Origin of the sequence: Ruminiclostridium papyrosolvens DSM 2782, from assembly GCF_029318685.1 — a bacterium.
GTDB lineage: Bacteria > Bacillota > Clostridia > Acetivibrionales > DSM-1351 > Ruminiclostridium > Ruminiclostridium papyrosolvens.
This window is the reverse complement of the sequence record NZ_CP119677.1, coordinates 2,931,162-2,954,317: the sequence shown is the minus strand read 5'-3', so window position 1 is coordinate 2,954,317 and position 23,156 is coordinate 2,931,162. Positions and strand designations below refer to the sequence as shown.

19 protein-coding genes are annotated in these 23,156 nt (G+C 36.0%); 16 read left to right on the top strand and 3 right to left on the bottom strand.

The annotated features are described in order from the left end of the window. Nucleotides 1–43: 43 nt before the first annotated feature. The 3 genes from P0092_RS13210 to P0092_RS13200 all read right to left on the bottom strand — a co-directional run bounded on the left by P0092_RS13210 (nucleotide 44) and on the right by P0092_RS13200 (nucleotide 3,418). A complete protein-coding gene (locus P0092_RS13210) occupies nucleotides 44–2,278 on the bottom strand; it encodes a sensor histidine kinase (protein WP_004617618.1) in 2,235 nt (744 codons plus the stop codon). Then, entirely contained in the window at nucleotides 2,253–2,939 is a 687-nt protein-coding gene (locus tag P0092_RS13205; protein WP_004617620.1) for a response regulator transcription factor, read from the bottom strand. The genes P0092_RS13210 and P0092_RS13205 overlap by 26 nt, the downstream gene beginning before the upstream one ends. Nucleotides 2,940–3,217: 278 nt before the next feature. Continuing rightward, on the bottom strand, nucleotides 3,218–3,418 hold the full coding sequence (locus tag P0092_RS13200) for a hypothetical protein (protein WP_004617622.1): 201 nt from the start codon (nucleotides 3,416–3,418) through the stop codon (nucleotides 3,218–3,220). Between the two features lie 227 nt (nucleotides 3,419–3,645). On the opposite strand from P0092_RS13200, the gene spoIIP reads away from it, so the two are divergent. From spoIIP to P0092_RS13120, 16 genes are all read left to right on the top strand, one after another. Further along, nucleotides 3,646–4,866, top strand: a complete 1,221-nt coding sequence (gene spoIIP, locus P0092_RS13195; RefSeq protein WP_004617624.1) for a stage II sporulation protein P — start codon at nucleotides 3,646–3,648, stop codon at nucleotides 4,864–4,866. 95 nt (nucleotides 4,867–4,961) lie between these two features. Continuing rightward, nucleotides 4,962–5,306 carry a hypothetical protein gene (locus P0092_RS13190; RefSeq protein WP_004617626.1) on the top strand — a complete coding sequence of 115 codons (345 nt, stop codon included), beginning with the start codon at nucleotides 4,962–4,964 and terminating at the stop codon, nucleotides 5,304–5,306. Between the two features lie 34 nt (nucleotides 5,307–5,340). Beyond that, nucleotides 5,341–6,807 carry a stalk domain-containing protein gene (locus P0092_RS13185; RefSeq protein ID WP_004617627.1) on the top strand — a complete coding sequence of 489 codons (1,467 nt, stop codon included), beginning with the start codon at nucleotides 5,341–5,343 and terminating at the stop codon, nucleotides 6,805–6,807. 261 nt (nucleotides 6,808–7,068) lie between these two features. After that, a complete protein-coding gene (locus tag P0092_RS13180) occupies nucleotides 7,069–8,448 on the top strand; it encodes an MATE family efflux transporter (protein ID WP_004617629.1) in 1,380 nt (459 codons plus the stop codon). Between the two features lie 118 nt (nucleotides 8,449–8,566). Then, nucleotides 8,567–9,718: a radical SAM/SPASM domain-containing protein gene (locus P0092_RS13175; protein WP_004617631.1), complete on the top strand. Its 1,152-nt coding sequence runs from the start codon at nucleotides 8,567–8,569 to the stop codon at nucleotides 9,716–9,718. A gap of 51 nt (nucleotides 9,719–9,769) precedes the next feature. After that, the gene (locus tag P0092_RS13170; RefSeq protein ID WP_004617633.1) at nucleotides 9,770–10,843 is read left to right on the top strand and encodes a DegT/DnrJ/EryC1/StrS family aminotransferase; all 1,074 of its coding nucleotides are present in this window, start codon (nucleotides 9,770–9,772) and stop codon (nucleotides 10,841–10,843) included. Between the two features lie 11 nt (nucleotides 10,844–10,854). Beyond that, nucleotides 10,855–11,850, top strand: a complete 996-nt coding sequence (locus P0092_RS13165; protein WP_004617635.1) for a glycosyltransferase family A protein — start codon at nucleotides 10,855–10,857, stop codon at nucleotides 11,848–11,850. Between the two features lie 53 nt (nucleotides 11,851–11,903). Continuing rightward, the gene (locus tag P0092_RS13160) at nucleotides 11,904–12,575 is read left to right on the top strand and encodes a polysaccharide deacetylase family protein (RefSeq protein WP_004617637.1); all 672 of its coding nucleotides are present in this window, start codon (nucleotides 11,904–11,906) and stop codon (nucleotides 12,573–12,575) included. Nucleotides 12,576–12,778: 203 nt separating this feature from the next. Then, nucleotides 12,779–14,587, top strand: a complete 1,809-nt coding sequence (gene lepA / locus P0092_RS13155) for a translation elongation factor 4 (RefSeq protein WP_004617639.1) — start codon at nucleotides 12,779–12,781, stop codon at nucleotides 14,585–14,587. A gap of 250 nt (nucleotides 14,588–14,837) precedes the next feature. Continuing rightward, a complete protein-coding gene (locus P0092_RS13150; RefSeq protein WP_004617641.1) occupies nucleotides 14,838–17,294 on the top strand; it encodes a mannose-1-phosphate guanyltransferase in 2,457 nt (818 codons plus the stop codon). Between the two features lie 160 nt (nucleotides 17,295–17,454). Continuing rightward, entirely contained in the window at nucleotides 17,455–18,003 is a 549-nt protein-coding gene (gene thpR, locus P0092_RS13145; RefSeq protein WP_004617643.1) for an RNA 2',3'-cyclic phosphodiesterase, read from the top strand. Nucleotides 18,004–18,125: 122 nt separating this feature from the next. Then, complete coding sequence (locus P0092_RS13140) at nucleotides 18,126–19,259, top strand: S1C family serine protease (protein ID WP_004617645.1); 1,134 nt, start codon at nucleotides 18,126–18,128, stop codon at nucleotides 19,257–19,259. 25 nt (nucleotides 19,260–19,284) lie between these two features. Continuing rightward, complete coding sequence (locus P0092_RS13135) at nucleotides 19,285–21,225, top strand: copper amine oxidase N-terminal domain-containing protein (RefSeq protein WP_004617647.1); 1,941 nt, start codon at nucleotides 19,285–19,287, stop codon at nucleotides 21,223–21,225. 10 nt (nucleotides 21,226–21,235) lie between these two features. Continuing rightward, nucleotides 21,236–22,519, top strand: coding sequence for a replication-associated recombination protein A (locus P0092_RS13130; protein ID WP_004617649.1), 1,284 nt, complete (start codon nucleotides 21,236–21,238; stop codon nucleotides 22,517–22,519). A 2-nt stretch (nucleotides 22,520–22,521) separates the two neighbouring features. Further along, on the top strand, nucleotides 22,522–22,755 hold the full coding sequence (locus P0092_RS13125; RefSeq protein WP_004617651.1) for a hypothetical protein: 234 nt from the start codon (nucleotides 22,522–22,524) through the stop codon (nucleotides 22,753–22,755). A 72-nt stretch (nucleotides 22,756–22,827) separates the two neighbouring features. After that, a complete protein-coding gene (locus P0092_RS13120) occupies nucleotides 22,828–23,106 on the top strand; it encodes a YkuS family protein (RefSeq protein ID WP_004617653.1) in 279 nt (92 codons plus the stop codon). Nucleotides 23,107–23,156 lie beyond the last annotated feature (50 nt).

Below are 23,156 nucleotides of genomic sequence, written 5' to 3'. Positions count from 1 at the left end.
AGGAGGGGTTTCTTGCTATTCTTGTGTTTTTCGTATTTTTGATTTATTTCGCTTTAGGTATTACAATTGTTGCTTTAAAAAGGTCTCCGTCAATACTTATGGAAAAACTTCCACCTTGTATTTCCGTAAGGCTTCTGGCTATTGAAAGACCAAGGCCGGACCCCTCGCTGTTACGGGAGGAGTCTCCTCGCTTGAAGCGTTCCAAAAGCTCATCGGCGGGAATATTTAATTCATAGGCAGAAATGTTTTTTACAGAAACAACTATGTTGTCATTTATATCTGTTGTTTCAATATAAACTCTGGAGTTTGGCATTGCATACTTGAAAACATTTGAAAGCAAGTTTTCTATAACTCTCCAAAGGAGCTTACCGTCAGCTGTGACGAGCAATTTGTCTGATGAAAAATTAGTCTTGAAATTCAGTCCGGAACTCTGTATTTTATCTGACAACTCCCCAAGGCCTTGATTTATTAGGGAAACTATATTTATTTCTTCCGCATTAACAGTTATACTCCCACTGGATGCCTTAGCAGCCTCAAATAAATCTTCTGTTAATGTTTTTAGCCTTTGAGACTTTTTATCAATAATATCTATATATTTTTGAGAGTTTTCAGAAGAAAGCCCTTCACTTTTTAGCAAATCAACATAAGTTATTATAGAGGTTAAAGGAGTTTTAAGGTCATGAGAGACGTTAGTAATTAATTCGGCTTTCATTTTCTCTGCCTTTACCTGATTGTTTACCGCATGTTTCAAGCCGTCTGCAATACTGTCAATGGTTTCGGAGAGTTCCTTTAACTCAGGGATTTTTTGAGGGGGAATATACGTTGACTGTTCCCCGGAACGGATTCTTTTTGCACCTGCGGTTATATCCTTTAAACTTTTAAAGGCATCCAACACAAAATAGACCGCCGTAACATTGATACCAACCAAAAGAGTAAGTCCAAAGAGAGTGCCAACTGACTCGGTGAATAGTAATGCTACGCTAACCAATGTAGCAAGAGCATATATTCCAAAAATGAGGATTAATCTTAATGCTGCAGGACTATTGTCATATACAGAGAGAAGATTTTTCACTATTTTCTTGAATAAGTTATTCTTTATCCATATAAATGCTTTGTACATAAGAGTGCTCTTTATAACCTCGTGCCTCTTAAACCTTCTTACAAACATAGTAACTAAAACGATTCCGGCAAGTGTTCCAACGGATATTGCCACACCTAGCAGAACAGTAATAATACTTACATTGTAATAGAAGCTGGTTGGGAAGATTATGTACCTTCCATATTCATAAACCGATGAAATGCAAAGTATTATAATTCCGGCTAAAACTGCTAAAGCCACATCAAGATATATATCATCTATGGGCAAGAGTAAGAGTCCGTCTTTACGTCTGCTTCTTCCGGCAGTATAAATAATGTAGCAAAGGGCAAGCAGAAATACTGCCAAACCGATAACTACAAGTTTTATACCTGAAAGTCCTTCCTTGACATTCTCATTATAAGTTAAGAGTTCAGCGTTATATCGTTCCTGAGATAACCCTAAAAAGATAATAGTATCAGAGGGAATACTTGCGGTATAAAATAAATTATCATTCTCATTATTAGAACCCTGCTTTAATTGGAAACTTACAGGAAGTGATTTAAAGAAATTTTCAGGGTTATTATTATAATTGTTGGTTAACGTAACATTGCCGTTTTTTACAACAGAGTAATAGATGCCTTTAGTTTTAATCAGGGTGTCCATTTTAGCATGATACTGAGCCAACTGTTCTTTTATATAATCAGCTTCAATATAGTATATTTTTGTTTTGTACTTATTTTCTATTTTCTCAATTTCACTTTTTCTCTCATCCAGCAATTTTTGCAGTTCAGGGTTTTTTTCACTTTGTGAGTTAAGGGCGTCGTTAATATCAGTTTTTACGTTTGTGTAATTCGCCATTAATGAATTGTAATAATCATTTATTAGGGTAACTTCTGTTTGTTTTTCACTCTGAAGTCTATTTTTTCTGTCATTTACAGCATTTTTATCCAAACAGGCTCCTGATTTTATGTTTTCCTCATTTATATAGTTCATGGAAATATCAAAAGCCTGATTGTAAGTTTCCTTTAGAATGTCTCTCAGGTATAAACTTTTCTTAAAATCCTTATTCTGGATTCCCATATCAAAATAAGGGGCTTTTTCCAGTCCGTATGCTGCTGTGAGCATTCCGGCAACACATAGAATCACAGCCAATGTCTTCAGCAATACAGAATATCTATATTTTTTCAATTTTGTATCCAATTCCCCACACCACCTTTAAATATTTTGGATCTTTCGGATTGATTTCAATTTTTTCGCGAATTCTTCTTATGTGGACAGCAACGGTATTTTCAGGTGAAAAAGAAGGTTCGTTCCACACCTGCTCATATATTTGGTCAATAGAGAACACTTTTCCGGCATTTTCGCATAAAAATTTCAGAATTTTATATTCTACAGGAGTTAATTTTACCGGTTTGTCGTCAATTTTTACTTCCTTGGCGTCATCATCGATAATAAGTCCTCCTGTTTTGAATACACCTGATTGTGCAACAAAGCTGCCCAAAGATACATACCTTCTAAGTAGTGATTTTACTCGGGCAACAAGTTCAAGTGGGTTGAAGGGTTTGGTCACATAATCATCTGCACCCATATTCAAACCGATGATTTTGTCTGTGTCTTCTGATTTTGCACTTAGCATTAAGACAGGAATATTGTATTTTTCACGTATTTTCATAGTGGCACGGATTCCATCCATTACAGGCATCATTATATCAATAATAACCAGATGTATTTCATAATTATCAAAGACTAAAAGAGCTTCGGCACCGTTATATGCCTTATAAACACAATAGTCTTCATTTTTAAGATATATCTCGATAGCATCAACAATTTCCTTATCATCATCACAAACAAGTATATTCACAAAAACTACCTCCCAAAGTATGCTGCTAAAGCTGTTTTATAAGTTGAATTTGTTCAACGCAAACATTATATCACATCCTTTTATTGGTTTTTAGGACATGTAAAACATAGCTGTAATTTACATTAACTCAATGATAACAGGACATTCTTACAGAACTGTTGATAAAATTCTTAATATATTCTTAACATGAAGGGCTGGTTTATATGGAAAATAAAGAAAAGACAGATTAAATAAACAGGAGTGCCATTACTTTATCAGGTAATGGCACTCCCGGTTGGTTAGATATTCAAGTCGTATTTATGCAAATTATAAGTTGCGTCGGCACTCATATCTTTTGACACATTTGTTCCGTCAAGTAGAAGCTTTTGCCCGCAACTTTCACATCTGAAAGTAAGCCCGTTTAGTCTGCTTATTTCTTCTTCCGGAAGGTTTAATAATACGCTTTCACAAATGCAGCATCTAATTGTGCAAAAATTCAAAATTATCTTCCCCCATTTCAATTATATTCTATAAGGTATATTTAGAATTGACTATTTTTAGAACTTAATTCATATAAATAGTACTAAATTATATTACAATATTTCCCATGATTACGTTACAAATTTTGAAAATATGTACAAGCCAGTAATATTTTCATTTTATATGAATATAGTTTTTATAACCCGAATTTATATGAATTATGCCGTTAGATATGGAGGTCGATGCTATGAGAGATACTATTTACGATAATACCTATCTGGAAGGGAATAAAGGAAATCTGACCAAACTGCCTATAATCTTTTGTGCTGTTGGTGGTATTGTACTGGGTGGGTTAGCCTTTAGATTTGCAAACGGAAAGGTAAATATACCATTTGATTTTAAACATGTTAACACAAAAGCTTCCACAACAGCAGAATCGTCAGATAACATAAAAGAGTATGTTTTTAAGCTTTTTGGAATTGACCTGAACAATCCCATAACGATTTTAAATACAAACTATCCGTATTTTAAAATGTTCTATGATAAAAATTATCAGCCCCTTGCTTCTGAAAGAATACAACAGGAGGTTAACAAAATCCAAAATGCGCAGACAAAACCCATACAGCAGAAGTCAAGTGCAGCTCAGAGTTCTTCGTCTGCTCCTTCAGTACAGTTAAAAGAGGCTTCAAGCAGCATAACCTTTGAGGGGGATGTTGGGCAAACTGATCAAAAAAATAATCCTATTGTTTCCAGTGGTAAAATCAACATTACAAACGAAACAAACTTAACAATAGATATAAAGAAGTTGCTGAGTGAGCCTTTAAAGCTTGCCCCTGATCAAAAAGGGCCTAAGATATTTATTTATCATACTCACACAACGGAGTGCTTTTTACAGAGTGCTGACCAAATAGGCAAAAGCAATATTCCTTCAAGAACCACCAACAATAAATACAATGTTGTCAGAGTTGGAGACGCTTTGATAAATAATCTCAAAAAATATAATATAGATGTTCTGCATAATACAACCATACATGATGCGGACTACAACAGCTCCTATGTAAAGTCTCTTAATACACTTACAGGCTATGTTGATAAGTATTCATCTCTTAAAATGGCCATAGACCTTCACCGTGATGCCGCAGGAGAAGGAAAGCTAAGGGTAGCTAAGAATATTAACGGAAAAAGTGTAGCAGAAATAATGTTTGTTATTGGTACAGATTCCAAGCTAAGCAATCCGCGGTGGAAGGAAAACCTGAAACTTGCAATTAAAGTTCAAGCAAGACTCAACGAAATATGTCCGGGAATTGCAAAGCCAATCTATGTGAGTAAAAACAGATACAACCAGCATTTAATGAACGGCTCGGTTATAGTAGAAATAGGGGGGGACGGTAATGTAATTGACGAATGTGTCCGCAGTACATCATATTTGGCACAGGCTATAAATGATGTTATATTCAAAAAGAAATAGGGTTAAAATAACCTCGTATTGTTAAAAATACTACATAAGGGTTTAATTTAAAAATCAGATTGGAACCCGAAATATCAAAAAATGCGGGGTTTTATATGCCAAGAAAAACAAGATTCAAGCAAAGGAGACTGTACCGATTTAAAATTGCACTTGTATCAGTAGTATTTGTGCTGATTCTTGTATTTGGACTTTTAGCAGTTGACTATAGTAAAAGTTATATTTACTATGGAAAACCAAAAATGGAAATTGTACAGATATCCCCTGTGGACTCTGACATATATCGGATAACTATTTTAGGTAATTATTTTGACCTCAATTTGAAGTATCTGAAGGGCAATGTTTTAAAAGTAAGAGCTTTTTTCATTACTGACGATAGTGTAACCTTATTGTTACCATATTGTTACCATTACGTTGGAGGGGATGTGTTAAGCTACATTTAGAAATCAATTTAAAAAACAGAAAGGGTTTAACACTATGAAAAAAGCATTATTATTTGTTATGATTGTTGCGATTACACTAACTTTACTTCCAACTGCTACAGGTATTTCATCTGTCGCTGCTGACTCAGATAAGTCTGCTAAAATTGAGACTTCAAAAACTGATACTGTAAAAGTTGAGACTGCAAAAATAGAAAAAAATGATGGCAGCTCTATTAAAATAATATATCCTGTTTTAAGCGGCTTTACTTCAGCAGAAAAAATCAATGATTTACTTAAAAATTCAAACCTTGATGCTATCGGAACTGTAAGGAAAGAACAGTCGTATTTGGAAGAATACATTAAAGGGATGCCCCAAAAAATACAAGATCCCCCTTTCGCATCAATAGATTCATCATATGATTATAACAAAAGCGGAGATATTCTATCTTTTGTTACAAATACATATTTTTATGCCGGCGGTGCACATGGTATGACTTCACTGGATTCTTATACTGTTAATACCAAATCAGGGGAATTATATTCCTTTAGTTCTTTGTTTAATTCTAAATCAAACTATAAGAAAGTTATTCTTGATAGCATTAAAAAGTCAATTGATAAAGAAAAAAACATGTATTTTGAGGATGCAAAGACTACTGTAGATAAAGCAAATAGCAATTACAAATTTTACATTGACGGAAACAAACTTGTTATATACTTCGGAGTATATGAATTAAGACCATATGCAGGCGGTATAGCAAGATTTAGTCTGACAGCCAAAGAGCTGAAAGGGTTACTCAAGGATGACGTCTACAACCAGATGATAAATGCAAAGCCTCTCGAGAAAATAAGACTAAACGGAATAAGTGCCAAAACTCAGTTCAAAACCTATGAAAAGGACTATGTGTTAATGGTACCACTAAAAACAACTGCTGATATTCTTGGCTACAAGGTTGGTTGGGATTCCAAAAATGGAGCAAGCATAGCAGGAGGATTTATTAAGAACAATGTTGACACCTATTACACTACAGGTTCTAAAAAAATTAAGCTTACCCCTGCAAAAGTAATCGGAAATGTTATGTACGTACCTGTAACATACTTTTCAGAGGTTCTAAAAGAGGATGTAAGTTTTGATGGAGAAGCATTGCGCCTTTTCACAAAATCAACTGTAACTCCAAGTCAGTTTGACACACAGAGCACTGAGTTTATTAAAGCTGACAGTGCAGAAGAATGTGCTGATTTGTATGCAAAAGCTGTAAAGGAACGTAAAGGAGTAGTTCAGTATGGCCTTATGTCAGCAAAATTAAGGGAAGCCAACAAAAAGGGCTTTGAAGAATTGAATTGGGTAACTGGAGTATCCAGCCCATGGGTTACAACATACAATGTTAAGGATAATGGCAATGGTAATTTTAAAATAACATTCAATTGGGCTACATCAGCAGGAAAATCTCCTGACACAACAGTAACCCTGTCCGTAAGTGAGGTGAAGGATCAGCAGTACTTTGAGATTACCTCTATTAAGTAATAACTTTTACTAACGTATTATAGCTTTTCATTAGGGTTGTTGCATAAATTAAATTTTGTGTAACAACCCTTTTGAGTTATTTGGAGCAAAAACATCATCTTTATTTGCATTGACAATATAAGTGGATGTTAATAGTATAACAACCTAAAATGTAAATAATTAACAAAAATGTAATATAATAAAATAAATGATAAATATTGAAAATAACATACATATGTGCTAATGTTATGTACTAAAGGATAAAGTTGAAAGGTATGTAAAATGATAAAGTATTTTCAAAATAATAAACAAACCTATACATCCATTATTGTTATGGCGTTCCCTATAATTGTTCAGGGACTTGTATTTGAGCTTCAGTCATTAACGGATAAAGCATTCCTGGGTAACATTGACAGCCTGTATATATCGGTTATGGGGGCTTGTCAGATACCCTTCAATACAACACTTGATTGCCTTGCCGCATTAAGTATTGGGATTACAATAATAGTATCTCAAATGCATGGTGTCAGCCAGGAAAAAGAAATTTTGGATACTGTAAAAAGCTCAATATTTTATAGCTCTATCATATCATTTTGTATTTTTGTTCTTTGGTTTGCTTTTTCTGCTTACATTTTTAAACTGTTAAGTGTTGATAAAAACATTGTAGGATATTGTATCAGTTACGTAAGAATTTGCTCGATATATTTTCTGTTTCTTGGAATTGATTTGTCACTTCAGGCTATGCTGCAAGGAATTGGCGACACTAAACCGATAATGTATTCGGGACTGACAAAAGTATTTCTGAATGTTTTTCTTGCATGGGTATTAATACTGGGTAACATGGGCTTTCCTTCACTAGGTGTAAAAGGTGCTGCAATTGCCGCTGCTACCGCTAATGTGCTGTCATCATTAATGTTAGTAACATATTGTTTTATTATTAAACGGAAAACCTTCGGGTTTAGAAACGGTAAGATAATCAGTTTCAGATTTTCACCGTACAAAGCCACAATCAGGCTGGGTTTACCGACAGGCTTGGAATTTCTCTTGTGGGATATCTCAAATCTCATAATGGTTAAATTTCTGAATAAAACAGGTTATATGGCTACAACTATTTATACCCTTACATTTCTTTGTATTGAAGGTTTTGTTTATACGATTTTTTTCGGGATTTCCAAAGCGGCCCTGACTCTTCAGGGAAACAGAATTGGACAAGATGATGCGAAGGGTGCTAAAAAAATTCTTAATGCCTCCATTGTGATGGGCGCTATTCTCGTAATATTTTCGTTGATTGTATTTATATTATTTTCCAGACAGATACTTGGTGTATTTACAAATGACGAGAAGATTATAGATGAAAGTATTCCTTACCTTATCTTTGCAGGCGTAATTCTCCTTCCAAAATCTATTAATGTTATAGTGGGAAGCGGTATAAGAGCATATGGTGATACCAAATGGATGCTGTATACCCAGATAATCGGGTCGGTTATAGTTTCCTCAGGTTCCTATGTTCTGATTAATGTAGTTGGCTTAAATCTGGCAGCCGTTTACATAACCTGTCTGGCAGATGAGACTATACGGGCAAGTATAAATTGCTTTCATTATTATAAAGGAAAAGTCAATAGATTCGATGTATCAAGACTCAAGGAAGAGGTATCTGTTTAAGTACTCAGATACTCAAATAAATTTAGTCGTGTTTATAAAATAGTAAAAGTCTGTTGCAAAAATGGAAAAGAATGGTATAATATACAGAAAAAGTAAATGTCAAAATGGAGGTAAAAAAATGATACCAAATATGTTACAAACTTCACCGTTTATAGTTATAACGCCTGACGCCGCATCAAAAAAAACTATTATAAAGAATAGTCTGCTACAAACAGAAGCCTTTGTTGAGAATGAAACCCTTGACATTTTAAAGACTTGCAGATACCCACAAGAATTAACATCACTTAACCTACAGTATAAGGGCGGAAAGATACAAAAGGCTTTTGATGCAGGCTTTCTGGTGAATCCGGCTACTGTATGGGATGAGACATATATAACCAGTATTGAAATTGAAGCGGGAACACAATGTAACTGGTCGTGCAGATATTGTCCAAGAAGCATCGATCCTAAAAAAAGTACTTATATGAGCATGGAGCTGTTTAATGAAATAATTGATAAAGCAGTACGGCTAAAGACTGTAGAATACGTTACCCTCAATTCATATAATGAGCCTGCAATGGACAAATATTTTGTAAGCAGGGTGCAAAAAATTGCACAAAGTGGTTTAAAACTTATTTTGCATAGCAATGGAAGTGTTCTTGATAAGAAGAAAATTAAACTTTTGAAGGATACTAATGTACTTTCAATTGTATATTTCAATATTCCAAGTTTAGATGAGTCTGAATTCAAACGTTTGACGGGTTCTTCTACATATGAACAGACAATCCGAAATATTGACATGGCAATAGAAAGCGGTTTTAACGTGGAACTGTCTATTCAAGGGACAGAAGAAGAGCTTAAAAGGAATCTTCCCGGTTTAAAAGCCAAATATGAACCTTTAACAGGCAAAAGTATTATTGCATGGGGAACCGGTGACAGGGCCGGAATTCTTGACAATTGCTACGCAAGGGGCATAAATATCACGGAGCCCCTATACGGTTGTTCCATGGTTCTAAATTGGATTCATATCGGGGTAAATGGGGACTTATTCATATGCTTTAATGATTATTACCAGAAAAATGTTTACGGTAATATAAAGGATGGAGAATTTGCCGATATTCTCGCCAATGAAAAAGCGAAACAGATTAGAAAACGAGTATATGGCGGAGAAAATGCGCCTGATGATCAAATGTGCAGAAAATGTGACGAAATGTATAAAGCAAAGTGTAATGCCCAGTTTACAACAGACTATAGACCTGTATTTGATTTATCTTTAATTAATCAAGCATGATACATCTATTATTAATATTCTAATAAATTCTACATACGAGGAGGAAGAAAAGTGACATTTAATGTAAAAAAATACTTACCGGATTTTACTTCAGAAGAGGACGTTAAGAAGTCCTTCAGAAATAATTTGAGAGATTATTTCAAATGCAGACATGTTAGCATTGTCTCAAACGGCACAGCTGCAATAGAAGTAGCTTTAAAAGCGCTAGGTTTAAAAAGAGGGACAGGCGTTATTGTTCCGGACATATCATTTATCGCAACTGCAACGGCGGTAGCAAACTGCGGATTATTACCTGTTTATGCAGATGTAAGTGAACAGTATTTCGGACTTACATTGGAAACTGTAAAAGCAAAGTATACCGAAGAGATTGGAGCTGTGGTTCTGGTTCACTTTGCCGGATATATAAACCGTGAAATTTTTGAAATCAAGAAATTTTGTGAGGAAAAAGGAATTTATCTTGTTGAAGACTGCGCCCAGGTTTTTGTGTGTTCTATTAATGGAAAGAAAGCAGGAACAATAGGTGACATTGGTACTTTTAGCCTACAGACTTCTAAAATCGTTAATTGCGGTGAGGGAGGCATAATTACTACAAATTCAGAGGAGCTTGGCCGAAAAATTGAAAGCATTTCAAATTGGGGCTTATACATTTCAGAGGAAGACAGAGATTTAAGCCTGCCAAGCAGTAACTATAGGTTAAGTGCTTATCAATGCTATTTTGCCCAAAAACAGTTGGACATGCTGGAAGAAATAATTGATGAGAGATTAAATAGAATCAGTGAATTTGAAGAATTATGCCAAAAATACAGTCTTGAAACCGCTAACCCTCCAAAGCAACCCAATATAGTTGATTGCCCGTTCTTTTTTGTACTAAAAAACGCAACAAAGATTCACACGCTTGCTCCTGTTGGTGAATATCCCATGAGAAATTCGGTGCTGGTCAGGAGCATATTATCATTCAACCCTGATTTGCTGGAAAAGTACATTCGTTTGAATGGAGATATACATTCAGAACGTGCCAGTGACAGATTAGTTAAACAAAATGATTTTATAAATATACATCAAAGCTATGCTACATCCTGTGAAGAAATGCTTGAAAAATATAAACAAATAGAATATGCAATATAAGAGGTGCTAGTATGAATAATTATGGGAATAGTGCTGTTTTTATAATTCCTCATTACGGAGAAAATTATAATCAAACTAAAAATGACTTAAGAAGAACTATGCAAAGTATATACAGACAAACAGACAGTAACTGGAAAGCGGTTATAGTTGATGATAATTCCCCATCAGAAGCAGTAAAGAGATATCTTAAATCTATTGCCGATGATAATCCGGAAAAAGTAAAAGTGATATTTAAGGAAAAAAATGAAGGTGCCGGGTTTGCAAGGAATACGGGTATAAAATGGGCATATGACCAAGGCTATCCTTTTATATTGTTTAATGATGCAGATGACCTTTCACATGAAAAAAGACTTGAAACAGTCCGAAATATATTTATGAGTGACCCCAATGCAGGAGTTGTATATTCAAGTTTTCTTGTGATTGATGAGTATGATAATTTTGTTCCTCGGAAGGAGCTCACTCCATCTATTGTTGAAATACTGGAAGGACATGAAATTAATCCTGTGCAGGGCTATAACTCATGGATACAAATAGGGACAAGAAAGGGTTATACAAATTGTACATCGGGAACGGCTGTTAAAACAGAAATCGCATATGCTAATTTATTCCCGAAAGTGAGAGTCTCCGAGGACTCTCACACATGGATGAGATATTCTGCAACAGGTACAAAGTTTGTATATTCTCCTGAAATCCCTTTTCTTTACAGAATTCCTAATCAAAGAGATGGGTCAGCTTCTCGTGAAAGAGAAGGCGGCAAACATGAATTTTATGTTAAAAAAGCAGAAGTTGATGAGGACGGCTTTCGTGAAGCTATGGAGATGGCCCTTGAAAGAGACTTTATTGAGAAGAAGTATACAGACAACCTGATGATGGAATTTTATCTGAAACTTGCTGAAACCCTTGCAAAAGAAAAGGAGTACTCACTTGCAATTGAGCAGGTTAGAAAAGCAATGAATTTGTCAAGAAGCAAGACCCAGTATGTGTTGTCAAAACAGCCGGCTTCATGATATGTGTGACGACATTTGTAATTACATAATAACTAATTTAAAGGAGTCAGACTATGAATAAGTCTGCATATTTGACAATTGACGACTGTCCTACAAAGGATTTCAGGGCAAAAATGGACTATCTTTCTTCAAAAAAAATACCGGCTGTCTTATTCTGTATAGGCAAAGGACTGGAGAAGTACTCTGATGAAGTTATTTATGCAATAAAGAATGGTTTTATTATTGGAAATCACTCATACAGCCATCCTCATTTTTCAGATATTGATTTTGAACAGTCCGAGAAGGAAATAGAAAAGACAGATAATATTATTGATAAATTATATTATAGTGCAGGAGTTGCAAGACCGGTAAAGCTCTTTCGGTTTCCATATGGAGACAAGGGAAATGATGAAACAAAAAGTCAGGTTCAGAATTTACTCAGAAATATAGGTTATAAGCAACCGTCAAATTTTGCTTTCATTAACAATATGCAAGAGCATTCCGCTGATGACACAGATTGCTACTGGACTTTCGACACGGCAGAATGGGCAATTTATGATGAACGGTGCATGTATGGTATTGATTGTTCAGAAAAAGTAATTTTAAGAATGCGACAAAATTTATTTAATGAAAAAAATATTATTTTATTCCACGACCATGAAGAAACAACAAATATTTTTGAAGAAATAATTGAAGAGTATATTTCTCTGGGAATAAAATTTAGCTTGCCACCCCTAAATGTTTAACATAATAACCCTTTAAAGGGAGAACCGCCAAAATAAAAACAGCGGCTTCTCCCTTTAATTTTGTTTCCTTGGTAAAATTAGTTCAAAAAATCGGGTAGATTTCAAATGTCAGCCCAAATCACTATATTGCACCTTTAAAAGTATATGGTATAATTAAATGCGCATAATTGTGTTATGTGGAATCAAAGCTTTGGAGGTAATAAATGCCTAGTGAACGACAGAAATATATAAGAAATTTTTGCATAATAGCACATATAGATCATGGTAAGTCAACCCTGGCAGACAGATTATTGGAGAAAACCGGGGTTCTGACATCCAGAGAAATGCAGGAACAGGTTCTGGACAATATGGAGCTTGAGAGAGAACGTGGGATAACCATAAAGGCACAGGCGGTCAGAATGGTATATAAAGCCCCTGACGGTCATGAATACATTTATAATTTGATAGATACTCCCGGACATGTTGACTTTAATTATGAAGTGTCAAGAAGCCTTGCAGCATGCGAAGGTGCCATTCTGGTTGTTGATGCAGCACAGGGCATAGAAGCGCAGACCTTGGCAAATGTTTATCTGGCATTGGAGCATAATCTGGAGATAATGCCGGTTATTAATAAAATAGACCTTCCAAGTGCTCAACCTGATGTTGTAAAGAAGGAAATAGAAGACGTTATAGGTCTTGATGCTTCGCAGGCACCAATGGTATCAGCCAAGAACGGTCTAAATATCGAAGAGGTTCTTGAGAAGATAGTTGATATGATTCCGTGCCCTGATTCAGATGAAAATGCTCCACTTCGAGCTTTGATATTTGACTCGTTCTATGACAGTTATAAGGGTGTTATAGTTTATATGAGGGTCAAGGAAGGTACTGTGAGAACTGGTGATACCATCACAATGATGTACACTAAAAAAGAATTCGTTGTCACAGAGTTGGGATATCTAAAACCCGGAGGACTATCTCCTGCCGATGAATTGAAGGCGGGCGACGTAGGATATATAGCGGCAAGTATTAAGAATGTAAGGGATACACGTGTTGGTGATACCATAACTCTTTCGGACAATCCTGCGAAAGAACCGCTGCCGGGCTATAAAAAAGTAAATTCTATGGTTTTCTGCGGAATTTACCCTGCTGACGGCTCAAAGTATGGTGATCTTCGTGATGCTTTGGAAAAGCTGCAGCTTAATGATGCTGCTCTTACCTTTGAGCCTGAATCATCGGTGGCCCTTGGCTTCGGTTTCAGATGCGGATTCTTGGGACTTCTTCATATGGAAATAATTCAGGAGAGGCTTGAACGAGAATACAATTTTGACTTGGTTACAACTGCTCCAAGTGTTATATACAAGGTTACAACCACAAACGGTGATGTCATTGAAATTGATAACCCCACCAACCTTCCGCCTGTTACTGAAATTGACATGATGGAAGAGCCGGTAGTAAAGGCAACAATAATGGTACCAACAGAATACGTAGGTAACATTATGGAACTGTCTCAGGAGAGAAGAGGGTTATACAAGGACATGTCCTATATTGATGAGGGCAGGGCTATGCTTACCTATGAAATGCCTCTGAATGAGATAATATATGACTTCTTTGATGCCTTGAAATCAAGAACCAAAGGTTATGCATCCTTTGACTATGAACTTATCGGCTACAGAGAATCCGACCTTGTTAAGCTTGATATAATGTTAAATAGTGAAGTTGTCGATGCATTGTCTTTTATAGTTCACCGTGAGAAATCTGTGACAAGAGGCAGGAGAATGGCGGAAAAGCTAAAGGAATCAATACCTAGGCAGATGTTTGAAATACCTATTCAGGCATGTATCGGAGGAAAGATAGTAGCTCGTGAAACCGTTAAGGCATTCAGAAAAGACGTTCTGGCAAAATGTTACGGTGGTGACATAACCAGAAAGAGAAAACTTCTTGAAAAGCAGAAAGAAGGAAAGAAACGTATGCGTCAGGTAGGCTCTGTTGAAGTTCCGCAGGAAGCTTTCATGAGTGTTCTGAAGCTTGATTAAAAAAATAAAAAAGCCACAAAAGACTGTGCAAATAACATTGCACAGTCTTTTGTAAATTTTAAACCAAAATACCATTTCCAAATATTCCGTAAAGCTAAATCGAATAGTTTCTATACATAAGGTAAAAATAATTTCATTATCATACTTGGAACAAATAAATAAAACAGTTCCATAGGCTCTCATTCAAATTTTGCAGTTTAATTGGACATACCAAAAGGTTATACAAAAACATTTTGAAAGGATGGATCTGATGAAAGCTGTGATTATGGCAGGTGGAGAGGGATCACGTCTAAGACCGCTGACCTGTAATAGGCCAAAACCTATGGTGCCAATTGCCAACAAGCCTGTAATGGAGCATATTATTGAGCTTTTGAAAAAATATGGGATCAAGGATATTGCGGTAACCTTGCAGTATATGCCGGAAAAAATAAAAGATTATTTTGGCGATGGAAGAGAGTACGGTGTCAGCCTTAAATATTTTACGGAAGATGTCCCCCTTGGCACTGCCGGAAGTGTCAAAAATGCCGAAGATTTTTTAGACGAAACATTTATCGTTATAAGTGGAGATGCTCTGACAGATATAAATTTGCAAGAGGCTCTTGAGTTTCATAAAAAGAACAGGTCTGTTGCAACACTGGTTTTAAAGAAGGTTGAGTGTCCGACAGAATACGGAGTTGTTGTAACAGCTCCGGACGGGAAAATCAGAAGATTCCTTGAAAAACCAAGCTGGGGAGAAGTTTTCAGCGATACAGTAAACACTGGTATTTATGTCTTGTCCCCTGAGGTACTTAAATATTTTGAAAAGGGAGTAGTTTTTGATTTCAGTAAGGATTTATTCCCAATACTTTTAAAAAAAGAAGAGCCAATGTATGGTTTTGTAACTCAAGATTACTGGTGTGATATCGGCGATTTAGATGCCTATGTGGGAGTGCACACCGATATTCTGGATAAAAAGGTTAACATAAATATTAATGCCCGGGAAATACGGCAGGGAGTTTGGGCCTCGGAAGGAGCAGTAATATCTAAAGAGGCCGTAATCAAGCCTCCCGTGCTTATAGGTAAAAATTCTGTTGTAAAAGATGGCAGTATACTGGGGCGCTATTCTGTCATAGGAGAGGAATGCCATATTGGTGAAGGCAGTACCACCAAAAGGAGCGTCTTGTGGAATAGCTGTATTTTGAAGAATAATGTTGAGCTGAGAGGAAGTGTGCTTTGCAGTGGTGTTAAATGCAGAGAAAAAACAGCGGCATTTGAAGGAACGGTTGTGGGTGAGAATTGTATTCTTGGTGAAAACTCTTTAATTAAGCCGGGTATAAAAATCTGGCCTGAAAAGCACATTGACATGGGTACCGAAGTGTGTACAAATATTGTTTGGGGCTCCAGATATTCCAAAAACCTTTTTGGAAGCAGAGGAATTTCCGGTGAAGTCAATGTTGATATAACACCGGAATTTGCATCAAGAATGGCTGCGGCCTACGGCGCTGTATGTAAAAAAGGCTCAGGACTGGCCATAAGCTGCGAGGAAGTAGATGCTTTAAAGATGGTGAAAAATGCCTGCGTTTCAGGGGTTCTTTCAACAGGCACCGAAGCCTACGATTTAGGAACGTCCTTGCTGCCTGTTACAAGGTCTGCTATTCGCTACTACAATTTATCAGGTGGAATTCATATTTCAGAAGGAAATAAAAAAGGCAAAATCATAATTGATATATTAGATAATAAAGGAAGAAATATTTCAAGAAATGAAGAGAGAAAAATTGAAAATTGCTATATAAGAGAAGACTTTGCCAGGTGTCAGGCAGAAGAAATAAAAGCAGTTATAAATGTGCCGGACCATAAAGTATTCTATATCAGAAGTATACTAAACCATACTATATCGGAAATCCATGATTTGAAAATTGCTTTAATAGCACCTTCCGGTGATTTGAAGAATATAGTTACGGCAGTATTAAACGAGCTTAAGTGCAGGTATGAGTTTGTAAATACAAAAGAAGCCCACGATAAACAAAAGAGCCTTTTTTCCGACTTAAAAACAATTTCGCAAGTTGTCAGACGAGGAGGCTTTGATGTGGGAGTTTATTTTGCAAACTCATACGACAAGATATTCCTTATAGATACCAAGGGCAGAATAATAGCTGATGACTTGTATATGGCACTAATTTCGTACATTCATTTAAAATCAAAAGCAGGCAACAAGGTTATAGTCCCATTAAATGCCAGTACTGTAATTGAAAAAATGGCAGGAGATAATAAAGAAAGGGTAATAAGAACAAAGACCTCGGCAAAAGAGCTGATGAACAGGATACTTGATGATGAATTTGACGAAAACATGTTGGATTTCTTTGCTATGAATTTTGACCCTATTGAAGCTTTTATCAGGATAATAGACTATATGGCCATTAGCGGAACAAGCCTTGCAAAGATAGTTGATTCAATACCCGATTTTCATATCATAAAAAAAGAGGTAAAATGCTCTTGGTCAGCCAAGGGAAAGGTTATTAGGGCTATTATAGAGGAAAATTCAAATAGTGTTGAAACAATTGAGGGAGTTAAAGTAGTCGGTGATAAGGGCTGGGTTCTGGTATTGCCGGATGCAGAAAAGCCTGTTTGTAAGGTAATTGGGGAAGGGTATACTCAGGAGTTTGCCCATGAATTGACAGATATTTTTGTAGATAAGGTAAAGACAATCAGTCAAAACAAGATAACTTGAATACGATATTAATTTAGTGCATCTGAATCTATATGTTTCAGATGCATTTTTAAGTTATAGATAATGAATAAGACAAATCATATATGCTAAAATTAATAATATAAAACAGGAAATATTTGTGGTAAAATTTACCTTAAACATATAAATGGAGTGAGTTGCTATGAGAGTATTTTTTGCTATTGAGCTTGACGATGGGATAAAGGATTATTTATCTGAGATTCAGCAAGAAGTCAAATCCCATTGTATTTCCGGAAATTTTACCTTTAAAGAAAATTTTCATCTTACACTAAGATTTATAGGTGAACAGAATGTCCAACAGGTTGAAAAGCTAAAACAGGTATTAAAAGATGTAGCCTACAATCCGGATTTTGAGCTTAGACTGGACAAACTGGGAAGTTTTAAAAAAGGCAATAGAAGTATAATATGGACAGGATTAGAAAAGAGCTTACACCTTCAAGAACTTTACAATAATATGGAAAATACCTTGTTTCAGACTGGATATCAAAAAGAAGAAAGAAGCTATAATCCTCATATAACTCTGGCGAGGGAAGTAAAAATGGAGAACATTGGATTTATCGAAAAAATGGAAATAGAGCAGCTTAATGTCAAAGTGGTATCCATTTCCCTTATGGAAAGCAAGCGTGTTAATAATAAGCTTGCATATGTTCCCCTTGAAAGGGCTGAACTGCAGAAAAATTTACAGGTTTAATAAAAAAGGTTACAGTTTCGTCTAATTGTATTGGAGTAATTATAATGATAAAATATTACTCAAATAGCATTTATAGCATTATTGGGCATAGTTTACAAAAGAAAATTTATACGGAGGTAAAGATGAAAAAGAATAATTTGGTAAAATGTGCAATTCTGGTTTTGACCTTCATTTTATGCACTGCAAATACCTTTGCAGCCGGAACTACACTTAGGATAAACGGTCAGGAAGTCGCAAGCGGAATAAAGACAATAGAGGGTAAGCAATATATATCCGTGGATGAATTGTCATCACATCTGGATGGGGTATCAATTACGCAGGGGAACAACTCTGTTGATATAAACTCTTCGGACAGGATTTCAAATGTAGTATCAAAAGTAAGTCCTTCAGTAGTAGGGATTATAGGTAAGTTGAAGGAAAGCAGTTACGAATATGATGAAACAACTGACAATATTATATTCGGAACAGGCGTTATATATCGCAGTAACGGTTACATAATAACGAATGCTCATGTTGTAAAAGATATGGAGAGCATTGTTGTAGTACTATCAAACAGTAAAGCATATAAGGCAAGGCTTAAAGCTATTGATGAGGATCTTGACTTAGCAGAAATCAAAATTGATAAAGGCGGTCTCCAACCTGTAACATTCGGAGATATATCTAAAGTGGCTGTGGGAGATGAGGTTGTAGCAATAGGAACTCCATTATCCTTTGGCCTGAGAAATTCAGCTACCAGGGGAATAATCAGCGGAATGAACAGGTCTGAAAACAGGCAGTACAGGTTTTTACAGACAGACGCTGCTATTAATTCGGGAAACAGCGGCGGACCCTTGGTCAACATGAAAGGCGAAGTCGTAGGAATAAATTCATGGGTTTATGCAGGGATAGGCGTACAGGGTATGGGCTTTTCAATACCTGTAAATACGGTCAGATATGCCATAGACCAGTTTGAAAAATTTGGGAAGATCAGACGACCTTATCTTGGCTTGGCATTTACCGACAGTATAACATCTATATACGGTTTACCGGATACCTCATCAGGTGTAACTGTAAAATCTATTGAAAAAAATGCTCCTGCCCAGAAATATAATATTAAAGTTGACGACAAACTTATTTCCATTAACGGTGTTAAAGTTAACTCAACTACAGACTACAATGAAGAGTTAAAAAAATATCTGCCCGGCGACATTGCTGAATTTAAATTACAGCGAGACAATAGGGAAATAAATATAACTGTTATTTTTGGAGAGAAATAATACTAAATAATAAGGGCGTGCAAATATGAAAAACAAGAAAAGCATAAGTATACTCATTATATTGGCAATTTTACTGGCAAGCATTTCAGGTACATATGCAGCTGAAGACAAGACAGTAATTGAACTCCGTACAGGTACTACTCAGGTTAGTGTAGACGGAAATTATTCTGTTATAGCTGAAGCACCGTATATTATAGACGGTACTTTTTTAGTGCCTATGGAGTGGTTTGCCGATACAATAGGAGCCGAATTAACTAAAACTTCTGAAGGAAGTGAAAGAGTTATTTACGGGGGAAATACAGCTGAGATATCCATAGGTCAAATTTTATACACATCAAACAATGAGCGTAAGACCATGTCGGTTGCTCCGCAGCAAAAAAACAACAGTACAATGATACCTGTGGATTTTTTAGCATCAAATTTTCCTGTGACTGTTACAAGTGATATTGAAAGAGGTACGGTAAAAATCGTTCTTGAAGATGACGGCTCGTTAAGTGATTTATCATTTCTCACAGGAGGTATAAGTACACCTAAAATAGGCAACAGCTTTTATGGCTGGAGTCTTAATGTGCCTTCCGGCTCCAGACTTATATCCAGCAGTTTCAGGTCCGACTCTGTTCAGTTGACAAACGAGGGCAGAGGGTTGTATTTTATAGTTAAGGTAGAGCCTAAAAATGGGAGGACATTATCACAGTATTCAAATACAATCAAGCAGGAAAATAATTCAGATGAATCCAATTTGAATTTAAAAGCCAAAGACCCTTATTTTGATTGTTCAGGCACATCAGAATACGATGAACCCACAAGAACCAGAATTTACGATAAAGGACAGTTTTTTTATTCCTTAACAATCGGTTGCTATGACGGGAGTGTATCTTCCAAGCATCTTGTGAACGACAAGTATTACTCTGATATTATAAACTCCTTTGGTCTTTTATATAAAGGGAATGAAAAGGGGATACAGGATCTTTCAAAAGTAGTTAACGGCAAGGTGAGTTATTATAACTATATTTCATTCTCATCCCGTAATAAGTACCTTTCGTGGTCTATGGATATTCCTGCAAACTGGAACAACCTGAAAATCTCCAGTAATCAGTTAACAACATTTTTGGGACTTGATTCAAAACACTATGTTCAAATTGCTGTAAACGTTTTGGGAGAAAATACTCTTGAGCAATATACAGAAAATATCAAAAAAGGTTATGACAAAAACTTCAGTCCAAAGGCATATACCTTTATCAGTGCCGGAGAGAAAACCTTGGCAGGAGAAACAGCAAAAAATCTTAAGTTCAAGATAAAACAGGGTGGAAAGAGTTACGTTATTGATGAATACTATTTACAGAAAGGTTCATTTATTTATGAAATCTCTGTAAAGCTTCCTGAAAAAGAGTATTCCGAAGGGAAAAATGATTATCTGAATACGGTTGATAAAATATCATTCTTTACTGAAAAAGGGGATAAACTGGTTGACGAAATAAGTAATTTTAAAGCCTCAAAGGACGAAGACAGGATATCCCGTAATGACAAACTATTTAATTATGTAAATAAAAACTATAAATGGAATTTAAATATACCCGGATACTGGAAAGATTCCACTATGCTTAACACAATAACATTCAGCAATCCCAATTCAAATGCGTTTATAATGATTGAAGCTACACCAAATACTAATGAGAACAAAAATGTGGCGGACAAAGAAAAGTTTTATTTGAGTTCCGTTATGTCTTCAAACGGTTTTAAACTTACCTCTAAAAGTACTGCTTCAGACAAGGGGGTAAAAGTAAGAAACTATATATACCGTGTTGAGGATGAAGAACAGGATATGTACGGGAATGCGCAAATCCATGTTTTTGAAAAAGGAAACTATTCATATTTCTTTATGAATTTCATACCTGATTTGACTGCAACTGATAAGGCAGTCAAGGAGGTTAATGATATATGGAAGTCATTTACAATTACTAAATAAAAGGTGTAAAATGAGAGATAGAATACAACCTTTGGCGTACAGGATGTCGCCAAGGACAATTGATGAATTTGCGGGACAAAAACATATAATCGGCAAGGACAAGATGCTGTACAGGATGATAAAGGCTGACAGAATAACCTCCATCATTTTGTACGGCCCGCCGGGAACAGGAAAAACCTCTCTGGCGAGAATAATAGCAAATACGACCCAATCCAGCTTCGAAAAGCTGAATGCAGTTACCTCAGGGGTAGCGGACATAAAAAGAATAGCCGCTGATACACAAAACACACTGTTAAATCCTAATGGAAGGACAGTATTGTTTGTAGATGAGATTCATAGGTTCAATAAAGCTCAGCAGGATGCACTGCTGCCTTTTGTTGAGGATGGCTCAATTGTGCTTATTGGTGCTACTACTGAAAATCCGTTTTTTGAAGTAAATAAGGCTTTAATATCAAGATCCACAGTATTTATGCTGAAACCTCTTGAGGGTGAAGATATAAAAGAGTTGTTGAAAAATGCTCTTGAGGACAAGGACAGAGGACTGGGGAACTACGAAATTAACATAACAGATGAAGCAATGGATTACCTTTGCGAGGTTAGTTCCGGTGATGCCAGAACTGCATTAAACTCCCTTGAGCTTGCAGTTCTTACCTCTGAACTGGGGGAAGACGGTAAAATAGATATTGGAATTGATACGATAGAACAGTGTGTTCAAAAAAAGGCTATACGCTTTGATAAAAACGGTGAAGAGCATTATGATAATATCAGTGCTTTCATAAAGTCAATGAGGGGCAGTAACCCAGATGCGGCAGTGTTTTATTTGGCAAGGGCTATATATGCCGGTGAAGATGTGGAATTCCTTGCCAGAAGAATAATTATCTGTGCCTCTGAGGATGTAGGAATGGCTAATCCCACCGCGTTACAGGTGGCAGTAGCTGCTGCTCAGGCAGTTAAAATGATAGGTATGCCTGAGTCCAGGATAATACTTGCCCATGCCGCCGTTACTGTAGCATGCAGTCCAAAATCCAATTCGGCATATATGGCAATAAACAAGGCATTGTCCGACGTAGAATCAAAGAATACCGGAAGTGTTCCAATGCATTTAAGAAATGCCGCGGCAAAGGGAATGGAACAACTGGGTTACGGTATTGGTTATAAATATGCACATGACTATAAAAATAACATAGTCAAGCAGGAATTTTTCCCGGAGGAAATGAAAGGAACAATATACTATAATCCTACTCAAAATGGGTATGAAGCCAGAATAAAAGAATGGCTTGAAAAATGGAGGTAAAAATGGAAACTAGTACTTTAAAGAGAACTCTGGCATGGATATTACTTGCAGGATTCGTACTTTTGCTGTTAAATATATCGATATTCCACGTTTTGATTGTGCCAAGTGTGGCATTGTATGCGATAATAGCTATATTTTTTGTGTTTTCCAAACCAAGGCTGGCAAGGGAAAGCAAAAAAATCACAGCTACTACAGAACGTCAGGAAACAGAGCCGGATGTTGAAAAAAATAAATAGAACTTAGAATAATAATAAATCCACAGCAAATAATATCCTTGATACAGACTATTGGATAATTGAGGTGGATTTATGATTGTTGCGGTTTCTTCAAATCTGTTGGATATTGCAGAAGGGTTGAATAAAAGAGGCTATACGGTTGTTGATTTGTATTCCTACAAAAAGCCTGTGGATGCAGTTGTTTATCAGGGAAAAAGCTTTGATTTCTCTGCAATTACCGAAGATAACGTCAGTTCTAATGATGGTACAAGCAGTACAGGTTACGGAGTTTTTATTGTATGCTCAAACGGCAAAAGTATTGACGAAATTGATTATATGTTAAAGACACGGTGTTATAGCTCGTTTTTTTAGACAAAAATAAAGTAATAGATGCTTGCATTAACTTTGTTAATGTGTTAACA